The following is a 16,036-nucleotide window of genomic DNA, read 5'->3' as shown; positions in this document are numbered from 1 at the left end:
TCCGATCCCCCCCGTGCCGGCGGCCCCCACCGCCGACGCCCGCAACCTACCGACCGCTCGCGGCCGCATCGCTGATCCCACTCGTGGCCGGTCGCGCCCGGCGCGGCGGGAGGCGGGTCGACGTAGGGTCCGGCGGTGACCGAGGACGACCTGCAGCAGACCGTCGACCACGTGGCCATCAGCCGGCTCCAGCAGGCCTACGCCGACGTCGTCACCCGCCGGGACTGGCCCGGCCTCTACGACCTGTTCACCCGGGATGCCACCGTCGACCTGGACCTGGTCACCCGGCCCGCACTGCACATGGACGGGCCGGGCGAGCTGGGCACGTTCGTGGGCCAGGCCATCGAGCGCTTCGAGCACTTCCAGTTCGTCATCCTCAACAGCCACATCGAGCTGTGGCCCGACGGGGACCGGAACGTGGCCACGGCCCGGGTCTTCATGGCCGAGCTGCGCCAGGTGAACTCGGTCGACGGTCGCGACGACGCCCACGGCCTCTACCGCGACACCTACCGGCGCATCGACGGCCGCTGGTGGATCACCGCCCGGCGCTACCGCTCCATGGCCCGCTTCCCCAGCGGCGAGGTCTTCCCCCTCCCACCCGACCTGACCTGACCTGAGCCTGCCCGGCAGGGTTCGGCCGCCGCTCTGCGACCAGAGCGCAGCCGGGCGTTCCGGTCGCATGGGTGGCGGTGCGCGGCTGGCTCGTGCGACCAGCGCCGATGCCCGCCGTCCTGGTCGCACAGCCGAGGCGGCGTCAGGGCGTGGCGGGCTCGACGTCGGGCGGGTGGGCGGCCAGGGCCCGGTTGAGGACGGGGAGGCCGACGAGGGCGAGGCCGATCAGCACCCAGATCGGCGCGCCGTCGTTCGTCCGCGACACGAGGAACCCCATGCCGCCCGAGAACACCGTGCCGCCGACGTTGGCGGCCAGGATCTGCCAGCCGGTCACCCGGCCGGTGGCGGCCACCCCCACCCGCTCGGCCGTGGTGACGACCAGCGTCGGCAGCATGACGGCCAGGGCCACGCCGGCCACCACGATCGCCACCATCGACCCGGCCGTGGGCAGGAACGGCACCGACAGGTAGGCGGCCGTGAGCGTCACGGCGCCGACGGTGAGCAGGCGGTGCGGGTGGGCGGGGATGCGGCCCATCACCAGCCGCCCGATCGTGACCCCGCCCCAGAACCCCGACACCGCCAGCCCGGCCAGCTGCGACGAGGCTCCCCGGTGCTCCTCCAGGTACGAGGTGGTCCAGTTCCCGGTGGTCACCTCCAGCGCGCAGAACACCAGGAAGCACGCCAGCGACAGCACCAGCGGCCCCTTCGGCACCGGCGTCCCGTGGGCGCTGCCGACGGGCGCACCGGGTGGGACGAGCGCGCTGGTCGCCCGTGTGGCATCGACGGGGTCGCCGCCCTCGCAGTCCGTGCCGGTCGGGGCCACCGTGGGGGTGGCGGCGAAGGGAACGGCACCGTCGTCGGCGATGGCCGGCGCCGTCGCGGCCCCGGCCGCAGGCGACTCGATGCCGTCGGGCCAGGCCACGGCGTGGGACCGGGCCAGGGCGGCCGCCGCCAGGGCGACGGCGGCGGCGACCAGGTAGCCGGTGGTCCAGGTGGTCACGGCCACGAGCGCAGGCCCGAGCGTGGCGCCGACGCCGTAGGCGCCGAACATGAGCCCGGCGTTGCGGACCAGGCGGACGACGGTCTGGTAGCGGTTGCCCAGCGAGTCGAGGGCCCCCGAGACGCCGCCCACCACCACGAACGCCACCACCAGCAGCGGGAACGACCGGCCCAGCCCCACCGCCAGGCACGCAGCACCCAGCGCAGCGAGCAGGCCGACCGTGGCCGTGCGGATGGTCCACCGCTTGAGCAGCGGGAGCGCGGTGGCGGAGGTGGCCAGCCGCCCGAGGCCGTAGACGGCGGCGACGAGGCCGAGCGCGCTGCTGGGTCGGTCGAAGGTGTGGCGGGCCTCGGGCCACCCGGCCCCGAGCATGGCCACCGGCATGCCGAACGCCAGGTAGGTGGCGCACTCCACCGCCAGCGGCGAGTGCCGTCGATCCGTCCAGCTCACCGGACCACGCTACCGACCGCCCCTCGCCGCCCCCGCCGGGGCCACCGAGATCCCGACGACAACGCCGCTCGCCCCCTCGGTGGACCTTGGTTCCCAGACCGGTGCGTGCGGGGGCGTGGGACGCAACGTTCGTTCTCGGCTCGGACCTCCCCGGGAACTTTGGGTCCCAGACCGGTGCGCGGGGGGTGTGGGACCCAAAGTTCGGTCCCTCGATCCGACCGGCTCCGCAGCCAGGTGCGTCGTGGGTCGCTGGACCGGTGCTGGGGTCGGCCTCGGGTGGCGCAGCGCCGGCGGAGGTGCCGAGGTCGGCGGCGGGTGGGGGGTCGTAGCGTGGCGGCGTGACCCAGCAGCTGTCCCTCGTCGCCCTCCTCGTGCCCGACTACGACGCCGGCGTGGCCCACTACTGCGGCGACCTCGGCTTCGAGCTGCTCGAGGACACCGACCGGGGCGACGGCAAGCGCTGGATCCGGGTGGCGCCTCCCGGCTCGGTGGGCACGTCGCTGCTGCTGGCCCAGGCCGACGGGCCCGACCAGGCGGCCGCCGTCGGCAACCAGGCCGGCGGCCGGGTGGGCTTCTTCCTCCAGACCGACGACTTCTGGCGCGACCACGCCCGCTACGCCGCCGCCGGCGTCACCTTCGCCGAGGAGCCCCGGGTGGAGGAGTACGGCACGGTCGTGGTCTTCGTCGACGCCTTCGGCAACCGCTGGGACCTCATCCAGCCCGCGGCCTGAACGCGATCGCGGCGGACGATCCGGCGGCACCCGATGGCGTGGCGTGCCGCGACGGACGTACGGAGGCCGAGCCCTGGCGCCTTCGCCGACGACACCTGTCGTAGGGCTCGCGTTCAAGGAGATGTCGGCGACGAGCCCAACATGAGACATACCGGACAAAACCGACAATGACGGATAGGGGTCTGTTTGCCTTGAAGGCCGTGGACCCGCATACTCGCTGCGATGCCCGTGCTCCCCCCCCGCACCCGGGCCCGCCGCCGACCGCCGCCGGGCTGCCTGGCCTGGGTCCGCCCGCAGGCTCACCGCCCACCTCCTGCTGACGTCGGCGGTGGCTGTGCCGCTCCTCGTGGGCGGCTGCTCGAGCGATGCCACGGTCGACCTGCCGACGAGCGCCGCCGCGGAACCATCCAGCGCGATCTCGGCGTCCGAGCGATCCCCCACGACGACCCAGCCCCCGTCCCCCGAGGCCCGGGTCAGGGCCTCGTTCCTGAAGGCGATGGCCACCTCGATGGCCGTCGCCGAGCATCCCGACCCCGCAGACCGGCGCCTGCCCCGCACGCAGTCCGGCCCGAGCCTCGGTCGCCTGCGCGAGGTCCTGGCGGGCTACGCCCGAGACGGCATCCACGTCGAGTACGGGAACGGCGACGCGCCGGTGCCGTCGATCGAGAAGGTCGACCTCTGGGGCGACGAGACGGCCTTCGTCACCTTCTGCCTGGTGGAGCACGCACTGCTGGTCCGCACCAGCGACGGCAGGGTCGTGAGCTCGCAGGTTCGCTCCCAGCGCAACAAGGCGCAGCTGCACCACTCCACCGGACTGTGGCGCATCGATGCGATGCGGACCCTCGGGACCTGGGCGGACGACGAAGGTTGCGACCGCTGAAGGCCCTCACCGGCTGATCGCTCGTCGTGCTCCCTGGCCAGCGGCGGCCGCCTCCCCGCAGGGGCGAACGTCTGGGAAGGTGGGTGGAGGGGCACGTGCGGTCGCAGGTCCGCTGGGTCCGAAGTCCATGCGACATCTGAACCGGACATTGCCTGACAAACCTGGCAAGGGCGGAAAATGATCCTGTTGCCTTGAAGGGCTAGGGCTCGCATACTCGGCCCCATGCCCGTGCTTCCCGCCGCTCCCGGGCCCGCTACCGACCCACGCCGGATGCCCCGGCCCCGGTCCGGCCGCAGGCTCCCCGCCCACCTCCTGCTGGCATCGGCCCTCGCCGTCCCCCTCCTCGTGAGCAGTTGCTCGAACGACACCAGCGAGGGCCCCACCGCCACCATCGACCACACCCCCACCTCGACCACGACCACCTCGGCTGTACGAGGCACGACCTCGTCGACGACCGACCACTCGTCCACCACCACCACGACGACCGAGCCCCAGTCGCCCGAAGCCAAGGTCAAAGCGGCGTTCCTAAAGGCTCACGCCGTCTACTTCGAGATCACAGGACGACCGGACCCCGAGGATCCCGCCTTGTCGAGGTCCTTCGTTGGCACGAGCCTTGGCAGGGCGCAGGAGAATCTCCGCGGATACGTCGAGAAGGACGCTCACGCCGAGTTCCCGGGCGACGGGCGGGCCCCGGTACCTGCTGTCGAGAAGGTCCGACTCGAAACCCCAGCGCAAGCCCTTGTCACCTTCTGCTTGGTCGACGACACGAGGCAGGTGACGTCCGGTGGCACCGTCCTGAATGACGCAGTTGCCAGCCGACACAGCCGTGCCTCGATGGCCTACGGCGATGGCCTTTGGCGTATCAGCTCTCAACAGCTCCTCGGCGAGTGGCCCGACGGAAAGGGATGCGGTCGGTGAAGCGGCTAATAGCTTGCGTCTCGGCGACGCTCCTTCTTGTTGCCCTTTGCGCTGCGCCGGCTCGAGCGAGTGACCCCGGTCTCGACACGGCGGGAGCATCGGCTGGCTCCACTGCGACGGGCGGGACGGCGACGGCGGCGACGGGCTCCGGGGGAGGTGGCAGCGGGGGGCGGTCGGTGAAGAAGTCGAAGCCGGTGTACGACGGGTGCTTGAGCTTGCCGGTGGGGCTCGGCACGATGACCGTGAACGGCCGGCCGCTGTGGGACAGCAAGACCTACACGGCCGCCCAGAAGGCGAAGGCCAAGCGGTGGATGGTCTGCCAGCGGATCGATGACGGGTCGAGCGACTCGTTCCTGACGTATCCGCCGGTGCCGACGGCGGGGATGGTGTTGGCCGTGGCGCAGCAGCAGCTGGTGCTGCCGACGCCGGAGGTGCGCACGTCGCCGCCCCGCAACGGAGCGATCCAGCTGGTCGGCGTGCCGGTGTGGTTCTGGGTCACCAACGCCCAGCCGGCGGCCACCACCGCCACCGTGCCGGGCCTGTCGGTCACCCTCAACGCCACGCCGCAGACCACCCACGTCAAGGTCTCCGGCGGCACCGGGAAGGCGGCGACCGAGAACGCCTCGTTCGACTGCATCGGTGGCGGTACCCCGTACGTCGAGGGCCGCGACGCCGCTTGGTCGGCGTCGGACTGCGCCCACGCCTTCGACTGGAACGGCACCTTCACCGTGGAGGTCACCGTCGACTGGGCCCTCACGTGGACCGCCACCAACGGCCAGGCCGGCACCCTCCCCGCAGTACCGAGGACCACCACCTTCACCCTCACGATCCAACAGGCCCAAGCCGTCGCCGACTGACGGTCACCTCCCGGCGGTCAGGGCCCGTCCCCACCCAGGCCCTGACCGCCGACCCTCTGCCGGACCTCGGAGCGACCGAGATCGCTCGGGCCCACCTCGCAGCGACAACGGTCCTGGTCGGCCGGGGCAAAACCGGCCAGGCCATGCGGTCAGTAGCCGAACAGCACGAGGCCGCGGACGTTGGTCTCGTTGCCCGGTCGGAAGAAGGTGGCCAGTCGGCGGGCCACCGTGGCGAACTCTCGGCGCGGGCTCATCGTGGGGTTCTGGCGGAGCTCGATCGGCACCATCAGGAAGAGGTAGTCGGCGTGCTCGCAGATGTGGCACTTCCAGAAGTCGAGGAGGTCCATGTTGTTGATGGTGGTCTTGCCTCGCTCGACCTCGAGGATGATGCCGGTGTCGTCGATCGGCAGGTGGTAGTCGGGACGTAGGCCCGACTCGTAGGCGGCGAAGAGTCCCTTGGCCTCGCTGCGGAAGCCGAGGGCGATGGCCTCGTGCAGGAACGTCGCTTGCACCAGCCCGCTCGACTGCCCCGGCTGGTTGGCCGTGAGCAGGCGGTCCATCACCGCCGGCTCCTGCAGGTGCCGGTCGAGCCGGTCGGCGATGCCCACGACGCGGTGCCACTCGTCGGTGCCGGCCAGCGCCCGCTGCACGAGATCCTGGCGCTGGGTCACGAGTCGACCCCTGCGCCGCTCGCCCGCCGTTGCCTCCCCATCCCGACAGTGTGGACCAACCGGTCAAATCGGTCTGCAGCGGTGCCGGATCGGCTCAGTGGTGGGGCCCGGCGTCAGGTGTCGTAGGTGATGGTGGCTTCGGGGAAGCCCTTGGCCTGGGCGACGTGGATCGACTCGGCGGCGATCTGGTCCTTCACGGCCTTGGTGAGCGTGGTGAAGGGCTGGACGGTCAGGGTGAGCTGCTTGGCGGTGGCCTTGGTGCGCCACGCGGCGACGACCTCGGTGCCGGCGAGCACGGCGCTGGGCCAGCCGATGGCGGGCCAGAGGACCTTGGCGGCGGCCTTGTCGGGCACGATCACGTCGCGGTCCTTGCTCATGAGCCAGGGGTCGCTGCGGGGGAGGAGGCGCACCACGTCGGTGCGGTCGGGGTGCTCGAGGCGGCCGACGTCGTCCTCGGGGATCCAGGCCTTGCGGCCGTCGACGCTCACCGCCGCCAGCCCGTCGGGCCACGCCCCCTTCACCGGCTTCTGCGTGTTGCCGAGGTAGGCGGCCACGTCGGCAGCCGACGCCGGACCGTGCAGGTGCAGGTAGGCGAGCACCAGCGCGTCGAGGCCGGCGGTCTTGCGGGGTGCCCCCTTCCAGCCGGCGATGGGGGTCAGCGTGGCGGGGCTGGCATCGGGCACCAGCCGCAGCCCGGCCGGCAGGCCGGCCAGCCGCATGAGCTGGTCGCCCAGGTGGTGGGCCTGGCACCCCTTGCACCAGGTGATGAGCTCGGCGGGAAGCTTGGGCGAGATCTTCTCCGACACCTTGCCCTTGGTGGTGGGCTCCTTCACCGCGGCGCGCAGGGCCTTGGCGGTGGTCCGGATGGCCTCGATGGGGTCGGTGCCGTGCTTGCGGAACTGCTGGCCGTTGCCGGCCAGGCGGCCGATGGCGTCGGCGTCGTCGGTGGGCCAGAGGGCGGCGGCGATGCGGGCCTCGTCGCCGTGCCGCAGCACGATCGGCGCGCCCCGGGTGGCCCACACCGAGGTCCACGACCGGGCGTCGGTCAGGTCGGGCACGTCGGCCAGCCCGCCCGGCAGCCGGGCGGCCAGCGAGAGGCGGGCGGAGCCGGCCGGTGCGTCCTGCAGGCCGAGGTCCCACAGGTCCAGGTCCTTCGCCTCCGCGGTCGACCGGTCCAGGCCTTGGGCCTGGATCCGGTACGCCAGCGCCTGCTCCCGGGTCACCTCGATGGCGTCGCTCATGCCCGCATCCTTCCCGCTCCATCGTCGACCCGGTCCGTCGCCGCGGCGGCCCGAGCCCCAGGCGCGGGGTTCGCGTGCCTCGGCACGGCGGTCGCCGCGGTCAGCGGACCGCCCGTCCGGCAGGTTGTCGCTACGAGGTGGGCACGAGCGACCAACCCGTCGGGCCCGGCCGTGGGGGTCGGGTCCATCGGGTGCTCTGGCGTCGCCGCGAGGCGCCCCGGACGGTCGCACGCCTCGGACCCGTCCGCGACGGAGGCGGCGTTCGGTGGGCCGCTCGCCCAGCGAGTTGTCGCTACGAGGTGGGCACGAGCGACCACCGAGGACCGGACCCCGGTCACGCCGGCCGGTGCGCGGCGCGTCACGACGGGAGCTCGTAGGTGAGGGACCACGGCGAGGACTGCGAGCCGTGGTCGGCGGTGGACCTGCCCGAGCCGGCGATGCCGGCCAGGCCGCCGGTGCCGGAGCCCTCGACGATGGCGAACGAGAGCTCCACCCCGTCGGGCGTGAAGGCCGCCTCGTGGCGGATGACGAACCCGCCCTCGACGCCGTCGAGCGAGCCCTCGATGGCCTCGAACCCGAGGGCGGTGCCCCGTCCGTCGGCGCCGTAGGACAGCGAGTACCGGCACGAGCCCTGGGCCACGAGGTCGCCCTCGTAGCCGAAGGCGACGTCGGCCTGGGCCAGGCGGGGGAGCGGGGCGTCGGGGCCCCACCCCGGCTCCTCGTCCCACTTCGAGAACGACATGGTGGCGTTGGCGGTGCGGGTGGTGGTGGAGGTCATGTCAAGGACGGTACGGGCCAACCCGGACAGCTTCGGTCCGCATCGTCGACCACACTGGAACCCATGGCCGAAGGGCGGACGACGGGCAGCGACGACGGCGGGCTGGGCACCTCGGCCCGCCTGCTGCGCCTGCTCTCCATCCTCCAGGCCCGGCCCACGTGGTCGGCGCCGGAGCTGGCCGAGCGGCTGGAGGTCACCACGCGCACCGTCCGCCGAGACATCACCCGCCTGCGCGAGCTCGGCTACCCGGTGGACGCCGAGGCCGGTCCGCACGGCGGCTATCGCCTCGGCCGCGGCGCCAACCTCCCGCCGCTGCTCTTCGCCGACGACGAGGCCGTGGCGGTTGCGGTGGGCCTGCGCCTGGCCGCCGACGGCAGCGTGGCCGGCCTCGACGACGCCACCGTCTCGGCCCTCACCAAGCTCGACCAGGTGCTGCCCGCCCCGCTCGCCGCCCGGGTCCGCTCGGTGCACGAGACGGTGGTCGACCTCCAGGGCCGCTCGCCGGACCGGGTGGCCGGCAGCCTCTTCTTCACCCTGGCCCAGGCCTGCCGCCAGGGGGAGCGGGTCCGCCTCACCTACACGCCCCGCGACGGCGAGGAGCACGAGCGCCGGGTCGACCCCTACCGCCTGGTCCGGTCGGGTCCCCGCTGGTACCTGGCGTGCCGAGTCGTCGATCGCGACGCCTGGCGCACGCTCCGCGTCGACCGCATCGGCGAGGTCCACGTCACCCGGCAACCGGTGGAGCTGGTCGACCCGCCCGACCCGGCCGACCTCGTGTCGCGCGGCATGGGCGTGGACCCCTACGCCGTGCAGGCCCGGCTCCGCCTCCCCCTCGATGCGGAGGCTGCACAGCAGGTCATCCCCCGCACCGTCGGCCTCCACGAGCCCGACGGCCCCGGCGCCACCATCGTCACCGCCGGCGGGCCCACCGTGCGCCAGGTCGCCCGCTGGATCGCCAGCCTCGGTTGCCCCATCGAGGTCCTCGGTCCCCCCCGAGCTCCGCGCCGTCGTCGCCGCCAACGCCGAGGCCCTCCTCGCCGCCAACCGCCCCTGACCGCGAGCCAAACCCCGAACTCGTCGCAGTTGGACGACGCCCCGGTCGACAACTGCGACAAGTTCGGCGGTGGGTCGACCGGGGGGGCAGCGCGAGTCCGTCAGCCCTCGGGTGGGAGGCCGAGGCGGCGGCGGGCGGCGGCGAGGCGGGGCGGGGTGTCGCCGAGGGAGCCGATGGTGCGCAGGACCACGCGGCAGCGGGCCAGCTCGAGGGTGGTGGGCTCGGGGAGGCGCAGCAGCGTGCGGGCCACCGGCGGGAGGCAGGCGACGGCGCCGGACCACAGCGCCTTCCAGACCGGCTTGGCGGCGGCGGGGAGGATGGGCGGGTCGTCCAGGAACGCCACGCCGGCCGCGGCGTACTCGGCCACGGCGAGGTTGGGTCTGTGGTGCTCGAGGGCGGCGTTGAGGCCGACCCAGTCCCGGGGCGGGTCGACCACACCGGTGCCGAGGCCCACCCGGGCGACCTCGTCGACGTAGCGGTCGAGCTCGCGGCGGTTCATGGGCTGCACGGCGAAGCGGCGGTTGGCCGCGGCGATGGCCAGGTACTCCGAGATGTGGACCCAGTCGAGGAGGTCGGGGTCGTTGGCGGCGTAGGGCCGGCCGTCGGGGGCGACGCCCACGACGCGGGTGTGGATCTTGCGCACCATGCGGCACAGGCGCTCGGCTTCGCTCGAGGAGCCGTAGACCACGCCCTGCACGAACTCGCCGGTGCGGCGGGTGCGACCCAGGAAGTCATCGGCGAAGGCCGAGTGCTCGGCCACGCCGGCCATGGCCAGCGGGTGCAGCGTCTGCAGCGTGAACGCGGCGATCCCGGCGATGAGCAGCGAGTGGTCGGCGTGCACCCGCCAGGCCACGCTGTCGGGCCCGAACCAGCCGGGGTCGCCCAGCTCGTCCTCGGTGGCCTCGTAGGTGGTGGGGTCGGTGCCGAGCGGGGCGAACGCCGCGGTGAGCGGCTTCACCAGCAGGGGCGATGCGATGGCCGCCGCCGTCCCGCTCACGATGCCCGCCGCCAGCTCCACCGCGCTGGGCTTGGGCGGCACCCACACCGGCTTGGGCGCCAGCAGCTCGAGCGCCGCCCGGGAGATGGGCCGGGCCGGGGCGGTGGGACGGGGGCGGGTGGTGGCGGTCATGCGGTTCCAGTCTGCGGTGCGGCGAGGGGTCCGAGGCGGGGCCGTGCGCCCCGTCCGGGTGGTTCCGGCGGGGCTCGAGCCGGGGTCAGGAGGTGGGGGCGGTGGGCAGCAGGAGGGCGGGGAGCACGAAGGCGTGGGCGAAGGCCCGGGCGTCGTCGTCGGTGGCGAGCGGGATGACGCTCTCGGGCGTGAGGAGGAACGACAGGGTGAGCCGCACCAGGACCTCGGCCACGGCCCGCACGTCGGCGGCGCCGAGGCGGCCCTGCTCCTGGGCGGTGAGCAGGTGGCCGGCCAGGTACTCGCGCCCGAGCGCCACCACGGGCGCCCCGTGCGTGGTGAGCGACGGCACCGCGACCTCGGCCTCGGTGGTGAGCAGCCGCTGCAGCAGCGGGTGCGACCGGGCGGTGCGCAGGATGGCGACGAAGCCCTCGACCAGCTGGTCCTCGGCCTCGTCGAACGACGCGACGGCGGCGTCGACCTCGGCGAAGACGCGCCGGCCCTCGCGCAGCAGGACCTCGCGGATGAGCTCGTCCTTGGAGCCGAAGCGCCGGTAGACGGTGACCCGGGCCAGGCCGGCCCGCTTGGCGATGTCCTCGATGCTGGACCGGCGGAGGCCGAAGGCCAGGAGCTGCTCGTAGGCCGCGCCCAGGATGCGGTCGGTGGTGGGATCGCCGTCGAGGTCGGCCGCCCGGCGGTCGTCGGCCAGCCCGCTCCGGCCGTCTCGGGCCACCGATGTAACAGTGCTCATGGAGTTGTTACCCTGCCACGTCGGGGGTGGCTCGACAAGGGGTCGTGCCGGCCACCACACTGCGCAGCGGAGAAGCGGAGCGAATGCTCCGTTGTGGGAGGGGTTCCGATGCGTCGGACGATCGTGGCGTTGTGCATCTTGGCGTCTGCCGTGGGGGTGTCGGCCGCATCCGCACCTGCCGGCGCAGACCCCACGTTCACCGCTCGGGGCAGCGTCGAGCAGGTGTACACCTACGGCCACCCGGCCGGCTCCACCGTCGACCTGCTCGACGCCGCCGGCACCGTCGTCCAGTCCGGCACCGCCGATGCCGCCGGGGCCAAGCTCTTCCGCACCGTCACCGCCGGGTCCGGCTACCAGGTCCGCGAGGGCGGCGAGACCGTCGGCGGCCTGACCGTCACCACCCCGGCCCAGCACCCCGCCGACAGCTGGTACGCCGCCGAGGCCGCCGCCCACCCGCTGGCCGCCGGCTTCGGCTACCTGACCACCCGTGACGGCACCGACGTCTCGGTCAACGTCACCATGCCGAAGGACGGCAGCACCGGCCCCTGGCCGGTCATCGTGAACTACTCGGGCTACGACCCGTCGCAGCCCGGCGACGCCCCGCGCGAGGCCGCCACCTACCCGTACCAGGGCTACGTGGTGGTGGGCGTGAACATGCGCGGCACCGGCTGCTCCGGCGGCAGCTTCGAGTTCATGGAGACCCTGCAGGGCCTCGATGGCTACGACGTGATCGAGAACCTGGCCCACCAGAGCTGGTCGAACGGCAACGTCGGCATGGCCGGCATCTCGTACTCGGGCTACAGCCAGCTCTACGTGGCGGCCACCCACCCGCCGCACCTCGACGCCATCGCCCCGCTGTCGCCCTACTCCGACACCTACAGCGGCATCCTCTACCCGGGCGGCATCCTCAACAACGGCTTCGCCTACGGCTGGGCCAGCGAGCGCGAGAACAACGCCAAGCCGGCGGCTCGCCCCTGGGTCCGGACCCGCATCAACGGCGGCGACACCCGCTGCGCCGCCAACCAGGTCATGCGGCTCCAGGCCAAGCCGCTGCTCGAGCGCATCCGCACCACGCCCTTCGCCGAGCACGAGTTCGACTACCTCAACACCGAGACCTTCGTGAACAAGATCGAGGTCCCGACCTTCCTCGCCGCCCAGTGGCAGGACGAGCAGACCGGCGGGAGCTCGGCGAACCTGGTGCCCTTCTTCGCCAAGAGCACCAAGGTGTTCGCCTCGTTCACCAACGGCGTGCACGTCGAGCCCATGGCCCCCTCGGAGATCTTCGAGTCCATGGTGTTCATGGACCTCTACGTGGCCAAGCGGGTCCCGCACACGTCGAACCTGCTCTACCTCGGTGCGCCGAAGGAGCTCGCCGACCTGTTCAAGAGCTCGGAGTACGAGTCGTCGTTCGGGCTGCCGCTCAACACCTGGGGCAACTTCAGCACCTACGAGGCGGCGAAGGCGTACTACGAGTCCAAGCCCCGGGTCCGCATCCGCTGGGAGAACGGCAACGTCGCCGGCAAGGAGGGCCTGCCCCTCGCGCCGGTCACCACCCGCTACGCCAACTGGCCCATCGACTCGATCACCAACGAGAAGCTCTACCTGCAGCCCGACGGCGCGGCCACCGCGGCGACGTCGACCGTGCCCGACACCGCCGCCCGCGGCGCGCCGAGCTACACCTACGACCCCACGTCGAAGCGCACGCAGACCTCCTCCCTCGGCACCGAGGACCAGTGGGCCCCGCACCCGGCCGTCGCCTGGGACCCGCTGAAGGAGGGCAACTCGCTCAGCTTCCTCACGCCCGCCTACCCGACCCAGGTGGCCTACGCCGGCCAGGGCAGCGCGGACCTGTGGCTGCGGTCGTCGGCCGCCGACACCGACCTCGAGGTCACCCTCACCGAGGTCCGCCCCGACGGCCAGGAGGTCTACATCCAGAGCGGCTGGCTGCGGGCCAGCCACCGCAAGGAAGACCCGTCGCGCTCGACCGAGCTGGTGCCGTACCAGGACCACCAGGCCGCCGACGCCGCGCCGCTGCCCGCCGGCGAGTTCACCAAGGTGCGGGTCGAGATCTTCCCGTTCGCCCACGTGATCCGGGCCGGGTCCCGCCTGCGCATCAACGTCGAGGCGCCGGGCGGCAACCAGCCGTTCTGGGCCTTCCAGGACCTGCCCGGCACGTCGACCAACGAGATCGGCCACAGCGTGGGCCACCCGTCGCGCGTCGTGCTGCCCCGCCTGCCCGCCAACCAGTCGCCGGCCGTGGCCGCCGCCCTGCCTCCGTGCTCCCTGCCGGGCGTGACCACCCAGTCGGTGTCGCTGCGCAACCAGCCGTGCCGCCCGTACCTGCCGGCCCGGGTGCCCACCGCCGTCACCGCCGCCGTCACCGACGACGACGTGAAGGTCACGTGGACCGCGCCCACCATCGGCGCCGCCCCCACCGGCTACACGGTCAGCGCCGTGCTGGGCGCCGGCGCGCCGGCCGGTGCCGTGGCCCCCGCCCCGATCGAGGTCGCCGCCGGTGCCACCCAGGCCACCTTCGCCGACCAGGCCGACGGCGTGCCGCTGGCCTTCCGGGTCCAGGCCCACGTGGCCGGGGCGAGCCCGCAGGCCTCCGACGCCTCGCTGCCCGTGCAGGTGGCGCCCAAGGGCCTGCGCCTGTTCGGCACGTGGCCGGCGTTCGTGCGCCGCCAGCTCACCGACTTCACCGGCTCGGCGCCGGCTGCGTGGGTGACGGGCGACGCCAAGGCGCTGGCCGCCGGCAAGCCGGCCGGCGACTACCTGGCGTCGATCCGTCGAGGCAGCGACGCCCGCACCAACGTCGACCCGGTGCTGCGGCTCTACCAGGCGTTCCTCCAGCAGGCCCCGTCGCCCGCCGGGCTCAACTCGTGGCTGGTCAAGAAGCGCAAGGGCACCTCGCTCACGGTCCTCGCCGACGGCTTCGCCACCAGCTCCGCCTTCACCGCTCGCTACGGCAAGCTGTCGAACCGGGCCTACGTGCAGCGGGTCTTCGCCAACACCACCGGTGGCGCCGGCCCCGCCGCCACGGTCGACTACCTGACCAAGGCGCTGGACGGGAAGCACCTCACCCGCGGCGCGGTCATGGCGATCTACAGCGAGGGCGCGGCGTTCAAGGCCGTCACCCAGCCCAAGGTCGACGTCGCCGCCACCTACGCCGCAATGCTCGGCCGGGCACCGACGGCCGGGGAGCTCACCGCCACCGCCGCCCGCCTCGCGTCCGGCACCCCGCTCGCCACGGTGATGGACGAGGTCCTGCGCTCGACGGCCTACGCCGCCCGCGTCCACTGAGCGGCCGAGCGCTCCCGGCCCAGCCGGTACGTTGGCCGCCCGTGACGAGGAGGCTCCGATGGCCACGATGACCCCGCAGGAGATCGGCTTCGCCGACACCGCGCCGGTGCGCGCCGAGGGCTCGGCGATGATCGCCGCCAGCCCGGCCGAGATCTGGGCCGTGCTGCTCGACTACGAGGCCTGGCCGACGTGGTTCCTGGGCGTGAAGTCGTGCCGAGCCACGTCCGACCCCGCCACCGGCGTGGGGTCCACCCGCCAGGTGGTGCTGCACGGCGGGTCCACCTTCCAGGAGCGCTTCATCGCCTGGGAGGAGGAGCGGCTGTGGTCCTTCACCGCCACCGAGATGAAGCCGCCGGGCTTCCGCGCCCTGGTCGAGCGGGTCACCATCGAGGACCTCGGCCCGCGGCGCACCAAGGTCACCTACCGCATGGCCTTCGACCCCACCCTCCCGCTCAAGCCGCTCGGCCCGGTGCTGCAGCGCGTGCTGTCGCGCACCCTCACCAAGGCCATGAAGAGCCTCGCCTCCGAGGTGGCCGGCCGCCGCTGAGCCCGGTGCGGGCCCCGGCCCGGACGCCGTTCTGAAACTCGGCCGGGGCCTCGGGTGGAACGGGCCCGACCGGACCGGATGCGGTTCGGCGGGCCATAGGGTGCCGCCATGGCTCCCGACGACGTCGCCCACCTGAAGCGGTGCCTCGAGCTGGCCCAGGTGGCCCGGGCCCGGGGCGACGAGCCCTTCGGGTCGATCCTGGTGGGCCCGGACGGCGAGGTGCTGGCCGAGCGGGAGAACGCCGTGCACTCCGCCAAGGACGTCACCGCGCACCCGGAGCTGGCCCTCGCCGCATGGGCGTCGCGCAACCTCACGCCCGAGCAGCGGGCGGCCAGCACGATGTTCACCAGCTGCGAGCACTGCGCCATGTGCGCCGGGGCGCACTACTGGGCCGGCATCGGCCGCCTGGTCTTCGCCCTCTCCGGTGCCGAGCTGGCCGAGCTGGTGCCCGGGTCGGTCCCCACCCTGTCGCTGAGCGCCAGCGAGGTGTTCCTCCGCGGCAACCGGCCGATCATCGTCGAGGGCCCGTGCGAGGAGCTGGCTGCCGAGGCCCGTGGCGTGTTCGACGGGGCCTGGGAGCAGTGACCGCATCGGTCCGCCGGGTCACCTTCGTCTGCCTCGGCAACATCTGCCGTTCGCCCCTGGCCTCCGCCGCGCTGCGCCACCTGGCCGACGAGCACGGCGTGGCCGACCGGTTGGTGGTCGACTCCGCCGGCACCGCCGGCTACCACGAAGGCGAGGGCGCCGACCCGCGCACCACCGCCGCGCTCGACCGCCACGGCCTCCCGGTCGGCCACCGCGCCCGGCAGTTCCGCGCCGCCGACTTCGCGACGCGGGACCTGGTGGTGGCGCTCGACCGGGCGAACGCCGAGGACCTGCGGCGCCTCGCGCCCACGCCCGAAGAGGCGGCCAAGGTGGTGCTCCTCCGGGACTTCGACCCCGGTTCGCCGGCCGACAGCGAGGTGCCCGACCCCTGGTACGGCAACGACGACGACTTCGACCTGGCCCTCCACCTCATCGAGGCCAGCCTGCCCGGCCTGCTCGACGCCCTCCTGGCCGACGACGGCCCGCCCGCCTCGCCCTGATCGATCCGCCCGCAGGACCTGACGACCCGTCA

Annotated in this window: 15 protein-coding genes and 1 pseudogene; 10 read left to right on the top strand and 6 right to left on the bottom strand. The window is 73.4% G+C overall.

Annotated features, from left to right (window positions below; translation table 11 throughout):
- Positions 1 to 135: 135 nt before the first annotated feature.
- Positions 136 to 612, top strand: coding sequence for a nuclear transport factor 2 family protein (locus KSP35_RS14545; RefSeq protein ID WP_216996534.1), 477 nt, complete (start codon positions 136 to 138; stop codon positions 610 to 612).
- Positions 613 to 754: 142 nt separating this feature from the next.
- Here KSP35_RS14545 and KSP35_RS14540 read toward each other — a convergent pair whose 3' ends face one another.
- Positions 755 to 2,062, bottom strand: coding sequence for a sugar MFS transporter (locus KSP35_RS14540; protein WP_216996533.1), 1,308 nt, complete (start codon positions 2,060 to 2,062; stop codon positions 755 to 757).
- 338 nt (positions 2,063 to 2,400) lie between these two features.
- Between KSP35_RS14540 and KSP35_RS14535 the strand changes: the two genes are divergently transcribed.
- The 4 genes from KSP35_RS14535 (at position 2,401) to KSP35_RS14520 (ending at position 5,448) form a co-directional block, all read left to right on the top strand.
- Positions 2,401 to 2,793: a VOC family protein gene (locus KSP35_RS14535; RefSeq protein ID WP_254126781.1), complete on the top strand. Its 393-nt coding sequence runs from the start codon at positions 2,401 to 2,403 to the stop codon at positions 2,791 to 2,793.
- A gap of 496 nt (positions 2,794 to 3,289) precedes the next feature.
- Positions 3,290 to 3,673 carry a hypothetical protein gene (locus KSP35_RS14530; protein ID WP_216996532.1) on the top strand — a complete coding sequence of 128 codons (384 nt, stop codon included), beginning with the start codon at positions 3,290 to 3,292 and terminating at the stop codon, positions 3,671 to 3,673.
- Positions 3,674 to 3,943: 270 nt separating this feature from the next.
- The gene (locus tag KSP35_RS14525; RefSeq protein WP_216996531.1) at positions 3,944 to 4,591 is read left to right on the top strand and encodes a hypothetical protein; all 648 of its coding nucleotides are present in this window, start codon (positions 3,944 to 3,946) and stop codon (positions 4,589 to 4,591) included.
- Positions 4,592 to 4,800: 209 nt separating this feature from the next.
- Positions 4,801 to 5,448: a hypothetical protein gene (locus tag KSP35_RS14520; protein ID WP_216996530.1), complete on the top strand. Its 648-nt coding sequence runs from the start codon at positions 4,801 to 4,803 to the stop codon at positions 5,446 to 5,448.
- 149 nt (positions 5,449 to 5,597) lie between these two features.
- Here the strand turns inward: KSP35_RS14520 and KSP35_RS14515 are convergent, their stop codons facing one another.
- The 3 genes from KSP35_RS14515 to KSP35_RS14505 form a co-directional block, all read right to left on the bottom strand.
- Entirely contained in the window at positions 5,598 to 6,119 is a 522-nt protein-coding gene (locus KSP35_RS14515; protein ID WP_216996529.1) for a hypothetical protein, read from the bottom strand.
- A gap of 113 nt (positions 6,120 to 6,232) precedes the next feature.
- Entirely contained in the window at positions 6,233 to 7,360 is a 1,128-nt protein-coding gene (locus tag KSP35_RS14510; RefSeq protein WP_216996528.1) for a DNA glycosylase AlkZ-like family protein, read from the bottom strand.
- Positions 7,361 to 7,718: 358 nt separating this feature from the next.
- Positions 7,719 to 8,138 carry a DUF3224 domain-containing protein gene (locus KSP35_RS14505; protein ID WP_216996527.1) on the bottom strand — a complete coding sequence of 140 codons (420 nt, stop codon included), beginning with the start codon at positions 8,136 to 8,138 and terminating at the stop codon, positions 7,719 to 7,721.
- Positions 8,139 to 8,201: 63 nt separating this feature from the next.
- Between KSP35_RS14505 and KSP35_RS25990 the strand changes: the two are divergent.
- A pseudogene (locus KSP35_RS25990) lies at positions 8,202 to 9,122 on the top strand (helix-turn-helix transcriptional regulator); the annotation flags it as partial.
- Positions 9,123 to 9,292: 170 nt separating this feature from the next.
- Here KSP35_RS25990 and KSP35_RS24520 read toward each other — a convergent pair.
- Both KSP35_RS24520 and KSP35_RS14495 read right to left on the bottom strand, forming a co-directional pair.
- Positions 9,293 to 10,321: an oxygenase MpaB family protein gene (locus KSP35_RS24520; protein WP_305853081.1), complete on the bottom strand. Its 1,029-nt coding sequence runs from the start codon at positions 10,319 to 10,321 to the stop codon at positions 9,293 to 9,295.
- An 85-nt stretch (positions 10,322 to 10,406) separates the two neighbouring features.
- Positions 10,407 to 11,069, bottom strand: coding sequence for a TetR/AcrR family transcriptional regulator (locus tag KSP35_RS14495; protein ID WP_216996525.1), 663 nt, complete (start codon positions 11,067 to 11,069; stop codon positions 10,407 to 10,409).
- A 222-nt stretch (positions 11,070 to 11,291) separates the two neighbouring features.
- Here KSP35_RS14495 and KSP35_RS14490 point away from each other — a divergent pair, with 222 nt between their 5' ends.
- The 4 genes from KSP35_RS14490 (at position 11,292) to KSP35_RS14475 (ending at position 16,004) form a co-directional block, all read left to right on the top strand.
- Positions 11,292 to 14,372: a CocE/NonD family hydrolase gene (locus tag KSP35_RS14490; protein ID WP_216996524.1), complete on the top strand. Its 3,081-nt coding sequence runs from the start codon at positions 11,292 to 11,294 to the stop codon at positions 14,370 to 14,372.
- Between the two features lie 58 nt (positions 14,373 to 14,430).
- The gene (locus tag KSP35_RS14485; RefSeq protein WP_216996523.1) at positions 14,431 to 14,919 is read left to right on the top strand and encodes an SRPBCC family protein; all 489 of its coding nucleotides are present in this window, start codon (positions 14,431 to 14,433) and stop codon (positions 14,917 to 14,919) included.
- A gap of 108 nt (positions 14,920 to 15,027) precedes the next feature.
- Positions 15,028 to 15,504 carry a nucleoside deaminase gene (locus KSP35_RS14480; RefSeq protein ID WP_216996521.1) on the top strand — a complete coding sequence of 159 codons (477 nt, stop codon included), beginning with the start codon at positions 15,028 to 15,030 and terminating at the stop codon, positions 15,502 to 15,504.
- Positions 15,501 to 16,004, top strand: a complete 504-nt coding sequence (locus KSP35_RS14475; RefSeq protein WP_216996519.1) for a low molecular weight protein-tyrosine-phosphatase — start codon at positions 15,501 to 15,503, stop codon at positions 16,002 to 16,004. Before KSP35_RS14480 ends, KSP35_RS14475 begins: the two co-directional genes overlap by 4 nt.
- Positions 16,005 to 16,036: the final 32 nt, after the last annotated feature.

It is taken from the genome of Aquihabitans sp. G128 (assembly GCF_019048865.1).
GTDB lineage: Bacteria > Actinomycetota > Acidimicrobiia > Acidimicrobiales > Iamiaceae > Aquihabitans.
The sequence above is the reverse complement of the archived record's forward strand: the minus strand, read 5'-3'. Positions and strand labels throughout refer to the sequence as shown.

Excerpts from the sequence above, each read along its gene's own strand:
- KSP35_RS14530 (WP_216996532.1), top strand. The coding sequence starts at position 3,290 with ATGGCCACCTCGATGGCCGTCGCCGAGCATCCCGACCCCGCAGACCGG.
- KSP35_RS14525 (WP_216996531.1), top strand. The coding sequence starts at position 3,944 with ATGCCCCGGCCCCGGTCCGGCCGCAGGCTCCCCGCCCACCTCCTGCTG.
- KSP35_RS14510 (WP_216996528.1), bottom strand. The coding sequence starts at position 7,360 with ATGAGCGACGCCATCGAGGTGACCCGGGAGCAGGCGCTGGCGTACCGG.
- KSP35_RS14505 (WP_216996527.1), bottom strand. The coding sequence starts at position 8,138 with ATGACCTCCACCACCACCCGCACCGCCAACGCCACCATGTCGTTCTCG.
- KSP35_RS24520 (WP_305853081.1), bottom strand. The coding sequence starts at position 10,321 with ATGACCGCCACCACCCGCCCCCGTCCCACCGCCCCGGCCCGGCCCATC.
- KSP35_RS14495 (WP_216996525.1), bottom strand. The coding sequence starts at position 11,069 with ATGAGCACTGTTACATCGGTGGCCCGAGACGGCCGGAGCGGGCTGGCC.
- KSP35_RS14485 (WP_216996523.1), top strand. The coding sequence starts at position 14,431 with ATGGCCACGATGACCCCGCAGGAGATCGGCTTCGCCGACACCGCGCCG.
- KSP35_RS14480 (WP_216996521.1), top strand. The coding sequence starts at position 15,028 with ATGGCTCCCGACGACGTCGCCCACCTGAAGCGGTGCCTCGAGCTGGCC.